The following is a 9,052-nucleotide window of genomic DNA, read 5'->3' as shown; positions in this document are numbered from 1 at the left end:
AAAGCTACCTCGCCGGCCTTCACCTCCGCGGCGCAATGATCTGGATCAAGGACCTCACCCGAACCCATTGATCACGACCGAATACGCGGCCTAGGAGGAGCGGCGCCGAGGACGGCTTCTCCTGGTCATCCGATTCGCGCCAGTCGAGGATGCCCACACCGAGCCAGAGCACCCACAGGCCGAAGTCGTTGTACATCTGACCGGACTGGTTGCGCAGCCGGTTGACCGCACTGACCAGGCTGGCTTCGGTGGTCTTCTGCGTCACCAGACCTGCGGGCCGGCCCGACTCCTTGGACAGCACGACACGGTCTCCGTTGGAGGCCTCCGCAGGAGACACGAAGTCCCAGCCGCGTGCCAGCCCGGCCAGCAGCGTGGGGGCGTCCGGGGACTGAATTTCGAGAGTGGCGGTCCGGGTGTGCCGGAAGTTGAGCAGCTTGTTACGGCCGCTCAGGTCCAGCAAGGACTCACGCCAGTCACCCAGCACTCGCAGCAGCCTGTCTCGCCCCGGATCCCCTGAACCGGCCGCGGCGGGGGTGCTGGTCATCGGCATGTCATCCATCCAGGAATTCGGTCCGCACAGGTGCGCGGGCCTGAGCAGTCACCGTGCACGAAGTTCGATGATGATATGAGCGGTACAGGGCGGTTTGAAGGTGCCATCCACCACCGGGGGCGCTGCAATCAGTCCGGGGCTCGGCCGTTCAGGTCCAGCCGGATGCGGGCGAGCATTTCCGCGACCTCCAGGGCCAGCTCGTCGTCGGGGCCGTAGACCATGACCAGGTCCTCGTGGAGGGGCTCCAGGAGTCGCAGCGCTTCGATGACCCGGCCCTGGGCGAGGAGGAGGACGGCGATGCCGTGGCGGAGCTCGATGGCCTCCTCGCTGACGTCGCCGTCGAGCCTGCTGACGACGTCGAGGACACCCTGGAGTTCGTGGAGGGCCTCGGTGACCTGGCCGAGTTCGGCGCGGCAGCGGGCCGCCTGGGCGTGGCATTCGCGCGCGGACGTGCCGGTGGGACCGGCGGTGCGAGCATAGGCGCCGGCGAGGGCCTCGAACTCGGGCAGGGCGGCTCGGTAGTCGCCGCCGAGGAAGCGGACCGCGGCGCGCCGCCTGCGCAGGCCGAGGACGTCCCTGCTGTCGCTGCCGAGTGCGCGGGCGGCCGGTTCGATGACGGCGCCGAGCACCTCGACGGCCTGGGCGAAGCGCCCGTCGTCTAGGAGGGCATCGGAATGCGCGTACGCCTCCTTGATCGCCGCGCGCAACTCGTCCGGGACGGGCAGCGGCTGGAGCTCGAGAGTGGTGGGGGTGCGGACGGCCGCGGGAGGTTTCTGTGCCCGGGAGCGGGGCGCGTAGGGGTTGCGGAAGACGCCAGTTGGGTCCGGGGCGCCGAGGGGACCGGTCTCGGCCTGTGTGGGCACGGAGCCGGCGGCGGGCAGGAAGGGCAGGAGGCGTGCGTAGACCTCCTGGGTGTCGGCCGGGCGACTCTCCGGGGCCTTGCGCAGCAGGTGCAGGACGAGGTGCTCCAGCGCCTCGGGTACGTTGGGCCGCAGCTGTCGCAGGGGAACGGGTGCGGCGGCGAGGTGCTGGTGCATCAGCGCGTACTCATTGCCGCCGGTGAACACGGGCGTGCTGGCGAGCAGCTCGTGCAGGACACAGCCGAGGGCGTACAGGTCGGTCTGCGGGGTGATCCGCCCGCCGCGGACCTGCTCCGGAGACATGTACTGGTGGGTGCCGACGGGGCTGCCCGTTGCAGTGAGCTTGGTGACGTCGGTCCGCAGGATCGCCGCGATGCCGAAGTCGAGGACCTTCACCGTGCCGTCGCGGGCGACGAGGATGTTGTTCGGCTTGAGGTCACGGTGGATCACCGGCACGTCGTGGGCGTGGGACAGCACGGTGGCGACCTGAGCGGCGACGGCTGCGGCCCAGCTGACGGGCAGCGGGTGGTCGGGCTGGAGGTAGGCGGAGAGCGGCACGCCGTCGACAAGTTCCATCACCAGGAACAGGCGCTCGTAGCTTTCGTCCAGCACCGCGTCGTAGACCTGGGGCACGCCGGGGTGCTGGATGCGTGCGGTGATGCGCGCCTCCCGGCGGAACCGCTTGGCCAGTTCCTCGGCCAGCTGCGGCGAGGTGACCGCCGCCTGCCGGATCAGCTTCACGGCGACGGGCCGGTCGAGCACGGCGTCGTAGCCGCGCCAGACGTCGCCCATGCCACCGTGGCTGAGCTCGTCCAGGAGTTCGTAGCGATCGGAGATCACGGTCGCCGGCACGCGGCTCCCCCATTTCTGCGTGCGTGGTCGATGGCTGTGTTGTGGTGCGGCTGTGCGATCCGGGTCGGTGCGGCTACCGGACCGGCTGTGCACCCAGGTGCGCCGGTGTGCCGGGACGCACACCCAGTGTGACGGGTGTGGCGATCACCGGTCCAGGCTCTTGCCCACACCCCCGGCACGGTAAGCGGATCGTTATGGGCCGCCCACCGTGCCGGGCCGTGGCGCCACCGGTGTCAGGCCGCGTCGTCCACGCCCTCCTCGCGCCTGATCATGCGCCAGGCGGCACGGCGGGCACTGCGGTTGAGACTGGACTGGAAGCCCTTGTCCGGGGCGAAGTACCGCTTGCCGAGGTCGGTGACGATGCCGACGTAGTCCTCGACCTTGTCGGCGAAGACCCGGTCGAAGACCTTGCCGAAGTTGTCCTCGTCGTTGACCACGGCGGCCTGGCGGACGTCGGTGTCGGCGAGGGTCGCGTTGAAGGCGGGCAGCAGGTCCTGCTCGGTGAAGTCCGTTCCGAACTTGTCGTTGAACTTCGCAATGAGCTCGGACAGCAGGGACTTCTCCTGCTCCTTCGTACCGCCCACGCCCTCCCCGACGTTCCGGATCAGGGCCGGCTCCTCCGTGGTCAGGCCCACGTCGTACTCGCCGGTCTTCTCCACCCGCAGGTGGCTGAGGTCGACCTCCCCGATGTCGACACCGCCGTCGGCCCGGCGCGGCAGCCGGTTGAGCAGGTACCGCCCGTACAGGTGGAGCCGCTCCAGGTCGGGGTCGGTGTACGAGACGATCTGCGCCAGGAAGCCGTACTTGCGAACGTAGTCGTGCAGGTTCGCGCGGAAGTCCTCGGCGGTCTTCTGGTCGTCCTCGTCCTCGCTGTTCAGCAGCTCCTCGAAAAGGCCCACCGCCGGGGCGAGCAGCCGGTACAGCTCCGCGTGCAGCTTCTCCCACTTCGCCGCCGACCCGCCGGCCATCTCCTGCGCCGCGAAGTAGGCCTCGGCGAACTCGTCCATCTTCTTCGCCGTGAGGATCGGCGCGGCCATGACCCGGCTCTGCGCCTCGTAGAGCAGGTTCGGGTCGGACGGGAACGTCCGGGCCTCCAGGAAGTACGGGCGGAAGGCGGCCCGGATGTCCTCGGCCTCGTTGACGAAGTCGATGACGGCGAGGTCCGCCTGCGCCTTGCGCTCGGCGGTGCGGTTCAGCCGCGACAGCGTCTGCACGGCGGAGATACCGGTGAGCGTCTTGTTGACGTACATGGTCGTCAGCAGCGGCTGGTCGAAGCCGGTCTGGTACTTCTCAGCCACGACCAGGATCCGGTACTCCTGCTTGCCCGGCCCGCCGGCGCGGACGGCGTTGTCGTCGGCACGGGTGTAGGCGAACGCCTTCGGCAGCGCGCCCTCGGACAACCCGTCGTTCTCCTTGGGCTCGGTCGTCTCCTCGCCCTCGAAGGTGAGCGAACCGGAGAACGCCACCAGCACACCGAGGTCCGGGTACTTGGCGTCGTAGCCGCGGTCCTTGATGTAGCTCTTGATCGCACGGGCCGTCTGCACGGCGGACTGGCGGGACGCCGTCACCACCATCGACTTCGCCCGACCTCCGAGCCGGCCCCGGGTGTGTGTGAGGAAGTGCTCCACGATCACCTGGGCGTGCTGCGCCACGGTGTAGTCGTGGGTGAGCGCGTACCGTGCGAGCAGCGGGTTCGCCTTCTTCGGGTCGACCTCGCGCTCCTCCGGGTTCTTGTTGACCAGCTTCCAGTAGGTGTCGTAGGTGACGTAGTTGCGCAGCGGGTCGAGGATGAAGCCCTCCTCGATCGCTTGCCTCATGGAGTAGGTGTGGAAGGGGCGGTACTTGGCCTCGCCGTCGACGTCCTGGAGCGTGCCGAACAGCTCCAGGGTCTTCGCCTTGGGCGTCGCCGTGAACGCGAAGTAGGAGAGGTTCGCGGCGCGGGAGCGCTGCGAGGCCTTGTGCTTGAGGCGCTCCTTCACGGTGGCGGGGGTGTCGTTGGTGGCGGCTTCAGTGGCACCCGCGTCGTCGGAGTCCGAGTCGAGACCGAGATCGCGGAGGGCCGCCCGGACGGCAGTGGCAGCGTCGCCCGACTGGGAGGAGTGGGCCTCGTCCACGACGATCGCGAAGTTGTGGCCCTGGATCTCGGTCGGGTTCTGCTGAACGTAGTTGAGCAGGGCCGGGAACGAGTGGAGCGTGACCGTGACGATCTTCCCGGTCTCCCGGGAGAGCGCCCGCGCCAGCTGCGCGCCCTTCGCCCCCTGGTTCTCGTCGATCTTCACCACCAGGCCCGCGGTCTGCTCGAAGCTGCCGACGGTCTCCCGGAGCTGGGCGTCCAGGTTGCGGCGGTCGGTGATGACGATGACCTTGTCGAACACCGGCACACCCGGCTTGAGGCCGGCGGCGAGAGCCTCCGGGTCGAGACCGGCCGGGTCGGTGGGCGTGTGCAGGTCGCTCAGCCGGTGGGCGAGCCAGCCGATGGTGTTCGACTTGCCCGACCCGGCGGAGGCCATGACCAGGTAGTTGTGTCCGGCTCCGTGGACAGCGGCGTGGGCGGTGAGCTTCCGAACCACATCCCACTGGTGGAAGCGCGGGAAGATCAGCTTCCGAGTGCTGCCGCCGCCAGGTGTCTTCTCCTTGTGGAGGTGGACGAACCGCTCGAGAAGATCAAGCCAGTTGTCCCGCTGCCAGACCTGCTCCCACAGGTAGGAGGTGGCGTACGTGCCGGGAATGGTGGGGACGGGATTGCCCTTGCCGCCGGGCTCGCCCGGCCCCTCGGAGCCGGTGTTGAACGGGAGGAAGTGCGTCTTCGGCCCGCGCAGGCTGGTCGCGACGAAGACCAGGTCGGGGTCGACGGCGAAGTTCGCGACGACGCGGCTGGTGAAGATCAGCTCGCTGGGGTCGCGCTTGGTGCGGTACTGCTCCTTCGCCTGCTCGACGCCCTGACCGGTCAGCGGGTTCTTCAACTCGGCGGTGGCGACTGGGATGCCGTTGAGGAAGAGCGCCAGGTCGAGCCGGTTGCCGCGGTCTGCCTGCTTCGTCGCGTACTCCAACTCACGGACGACGGTGAGGCGGTTCGCCCGGTAGCCGTCGAGGACGGAGTCGTCCTCGACCAGGTTGGGGCGGAAGTATGCGACCCGGAGGAGGACACTGCGGTCCTTCACGCCCTCGCGCAGCACCTTGAGCAGACCGTCGGAGGCGATCGCCTGCCCGAGACGCTTAGCGAACCCGCGTTGCGCCTCGGCCTGGTCGCCGGCGTACTGGGTGGTGACCAGTTCCTCCCACTCGTCGCCCTGGGTCTTGCCGATGAAGCCGAACAACTCGTTGGTGTCCAGCCCTAGCTCGGCCCGATAGTCCTCCGGCCGGGCCTCACGCCACCCGCGCTCGACCATCGCGGCGACGATGGCCATGCCGAAGGCGGCCTCGGTGTGGATCGGGGGCATGGCGGTTACTCCGTAACTCCTCGACCGGATGCGGTGGAAACATCGAACTGGCCGGTGACGGCGGCGGTGATGAGCGCTTGCCGGCGCTCGGCAAGCAAGTCCTCACGCTTCTTGAGACGTGAAGCTTGCAATTCCAGATCGGCTTCATGCTCACGAAGGCGGCTTACGATCTTCTGCTGCTCCGGGATGTCCGGGGCAGGGATCCTCAATTGACGGACCATCTCCTGGCTTAGATTGGGCTGACCAGCACCAACAGCCTGCGCAATGATCCCATCCTTGTGGCCTCTAAACCAATAATAGGCATAGGGTGCTTTAATTTTCCCTACGGGAACCAGTGCACAACACGCCTGATTCAATACCGCAGCCATCTGAAGGAGTCCGACTCGCCCCTTAGTTACGCCCTGACCGTAAAGGGCCACGATGAGCGCACCTTCAGGGTGGATCTTCAGGGCGGGAAAATCATGCAGAGCTTCGCGCGTGACGCTTCTTCCGGCGCTTCGGATCAGATCATCCTTGATATCCGCACTATTGACCCAAGGGTACGGTCCACCGAAGTAGCGGTCGCTATTCGACGCCGGGGTCGTCCCGCTCCCGGTGCGAAATTCTCGCCCAACCTTCGAAAGGCGCCACTCCCCATTCATCCTAGGCATCCAAGAAATTCCCGTGTTTACCGAAGATCCGCTCGATACAGTCGTCTCGTGTCGCATCATCTCCAGGAGGCTCGCTGAGAGCAGTTCTAGCTGTCGCCGCGTCAAGGCTTGCAGCTGATCAATTCGCCCAGTCTCAACATCAAGAAATTTGGAAATTCGACGCTGGTCATCTGACGGCGGAACAGGAATCGGGACGCCACCCAACTCCTCCTTTGTCACATGAACCATTCCAATCATTCCACTAGTTAGCTCACGCTCAATCCAATGCGTAGCAGCCTTGAGGGACCAGTACAGCCAACTCTTGCCACACCCATGACTTGACACATTAAAGATGTGCTGATTCAGAAAGTACAGCCCCGGCTTGCTCCACATAAATGGACCAAAGGACGTTCCAGGATTTCCGGACCAGGCAAATAGCAAATCACCCGGCTCGACTCGATACTTACGAGGCAATTCAAGGCTCGAACGGTTAAACTCCTCCGATCCATTCAAATTTTCAATCCGGATAATCGACGCCCCATCCTCCCCCCAGGAATCCGATTTGAAAACATATCCATTTACAAGTTTCGCAAGGTGTTTGAGCGGAACTACTTTCCAGTTCTTGGGAGTGGATGCGCCGTATGGGAGGGCATTAAAGTCGGTCACGAGGCCACCTTGCCGAGAAGGGACTGGATCTCAGCTTCCAGCGACTTTAGCTCCGCGTCGATCTCCGCGAGCGGTCGGGGAGGCTTGTAGACGTAAAAGTGCCGGGTGAACGGAATCTCGTATCCGATCTTCGTCTTGCTGTGGTCAATCCACGCGTCCGACACATGCGGCAGCACCTCGCGCTTGAGGTACTCATCAACGTCCTCACCCAGCGGCACATTCTCATAGTCACGCAGGTCGGTGTCCGGCTCCGGTGCGCCCTTAAGCATCTGGACCTCGCCGTCCGAGTCTCGGACACCGATCGTGTCCCGCACGGCCTTCGTAAACGGCGCGCCCGTCGGCCACATCAGGCCAGCCGCCACGACTGCGTCCTTGAGTGCGACGAACGCCTCGGACTTGGTCGGCCAGCTCTGGCCGTCCAGCGCCCGCACTGCCGCGACAAACTCCTCCGCGTGCTCCAGCTTCTGCACCGGCTTGGCCTCGGCCAGTGCCGCCAGGGTCTCCTCCGTCACCTCGAACCGCAGCTTCAGCGGCCGCTCGACGGTGATGCGCTGGTAGCCGAAATCCTCGTTCTTGAAGACCTTGACCTTGCCGTGGAGCGAGTGGTCCGGGTCACCGGCGACTTGCAATGCCTCCCCGTACAGTCGGGTGATCTCGCGGATCTGCTGCTCGCTCAGCTCCTTGCGCTTGTCACCCAGCGACTTCCGCATCTTGACCCAGTAGTCACGGGCGTCCAGGAGCACGACCTTGCCCTTGTGGTCGGCGGCCTTGCGGTTGGTGAGGATCCAGAAGTACGTGGAGATGCCGGTGTTGTAGAAGAGCTGGTCGGGAAGGGCGACGATCGCCTCCAGCCAGTCGTTCTCCAGGATCCATCGGCGAATGTTGGACTCGCCGGATTCTGCCGCGCCCGTGAAGAGCGGGGAGCCGTTGAAGACGATGGCGACCCGGGAGCCACCGCCCCCGTTGACGTCGACCGGCTTCATCTTCGAGAGCATGTGCTGCAGGAAGAGCAGCGAGCCGTCGTTGATCCGCGGCAAGCCGGCGCCGAACCGGCCGGAGTGGCCGAGGGTCTCGTACTCGCGCTCGACCTCGTCCTTGACCTTCTTCCACTCCACACCGAACGGCGGGTTGGCGAGCAGATAGTTGAACTTTTCGCGCGCGTGGCCGTCGTCGCTGAAGGAGTTGCCGAAGGCGATGTTGTCCGGGTCCTGGCCCTTGATCATCAGGTCGGACCGGCAGATCGCCCAGGACTCGGGGTTGAGCTCCTGCCCGTAGACCTCCACCCTGGCACCCGGGTTGAGCGCGGCGATGTGGTCCTCCGCTGCGCTCAGCATACCGCCGGTGCCGCAGGCCGGGTCCAGGACGGTGCGCACCGTTCCAGGAAGGCTCAGCGCATCCGCGTCCGGCCCCACCAGCAGGTTGACCATCAGGTTGATGACTTCGCGCGGGGTGAAGTGCTCACCCGCGGTCTCGTTCGACTGCTCGGCGAACCGCCGGATGAGCTCCTCGAAGATGTAGCCCATGTTGTGGTTGGACACGATCTCGGGGCGCAGGTCGAGGTCGGTGAACCGGCCGATGACCTGGTAGAGCAGCTTGGCGCCGTCCAGCTTGCGGATCTGCTGGTTGAACTCGTACTTCTCCAGGACCTCGCGGGCGTTGTCCGAGAATCCGGCCACGTAGAGCTGCAGATTCTTGGCGGCGTTCTGCGGGTCACCTGCGATCTTCCGCAGGGTGAGGGAGCTCCTGTTGTAGAAGGAGTGCCCGGAGGCCTTGCGCAGGAAGCGGTCTTCGTCCAGATCCTGGCCGGCGAGCTGGGCCACCTTCTCGGCAACCTTCTCGCGGGTCGGCTCCAGCACGCACTCCAGCCGTCGCAAGACGGTGAAGGGCAGGATCACCTTGCCGTAGTCAGCCTGCTTGTAGTCACCACGCAGAAGGTCGGCGACAGACCATGCGTGGTTCGCCAGCTCCGTGTGCTTGCTGCTGTTCAAAGGGTTTCCCCGGTTTCCTCTCGGGCCGTCCACCCACTGAACGGGCGGAGCGTATGCAGTCTGGTCG

The 9,052-nt window shown here is 65.8% G+C and carries 5 protein-coding genes; all 5 read right to left on the bottom strand.

Annotated features, from left to right (window positions below):
* Positions 1-19: 19 nt before the first annotated feature.
* Positions 20-544, bottom strand: coding sequence for a DUF4011 domain-containing protein (locus tag ACIQIB_RS34595; protein WP_400762887.1), 525 nt, complete (start codon positions 542-544; stop codon positions 20-22).
* Positions 545-678: 134 nt separating this feature from the next.
* Positions 679-2,262, bottom strand: coding sequence for a protein kinase (locus tag ACIQIB_RS34590; protein ID WP_400762885.1), 1,584 nt, complete (start codon positions 2,260-2,262; stop codon positions 679-681).
* A gap of 233 nt (positions 2,263-2,495) precedes the next feature.
* The gene (locus tag ACIQIB_RS34585; protein WP_400762883.1) at positions 2,496-5,702 is read right to left on the bottom strand and encodes a type I restriction endonuclease subunit R; all 3,207 of its coding nucleotides are present in this window, start codon (positions 5,700-5,702) and stop codon (positions 2,496-2,498) included.
* A 5-nt stretch (positions 5,703-5,707) separates the two neighbouring features.
* On the bottom strand, positions 5,708-6,997 hold the full coding sequence (locus ACIQIB_RS34580) for a restriction endonuclease subunit S (protein WP_400762881.1): 1,290 nt from the start codon (positions 6,995-6,997) through the stop codon (positions 5,708-5,710).
* On the bottom strand, positions 6,994-8,985 hold the full coding sequence (locus ACIQIB_RS34575) for an N-6 DNA methylase (protein ID WP_400762879.1): 1,992 nt from the start codon (positions 8,983-8,985) through the stop codon (positions 6,994-6,996). The genes ACIQIB_RS34580 and ACIQIB_RS34575 overlap by 4 nt, the downstream gene beginning before the upstream one ends.
* Positions 8,986-9,052 lie beyond the last annotated feature (67 nt).

Origin of the sequence: Kitasatospora sp. NPDC092286 (genome assembly GCF_044755565.1) — a bacterium.
In the GTDB taxonomy this organism is placed as follows: domain Bacteria; phylum Actinomycetota; class Actinomycetes; order Streptomycetales; family Streptomycetaceae; genus Kitasatospora.
The sequence above is the reverse complement of the archived record's forward strand: the minus strand, read 5'-3'. Positions and strand labels throughout refer to the sequence as shown.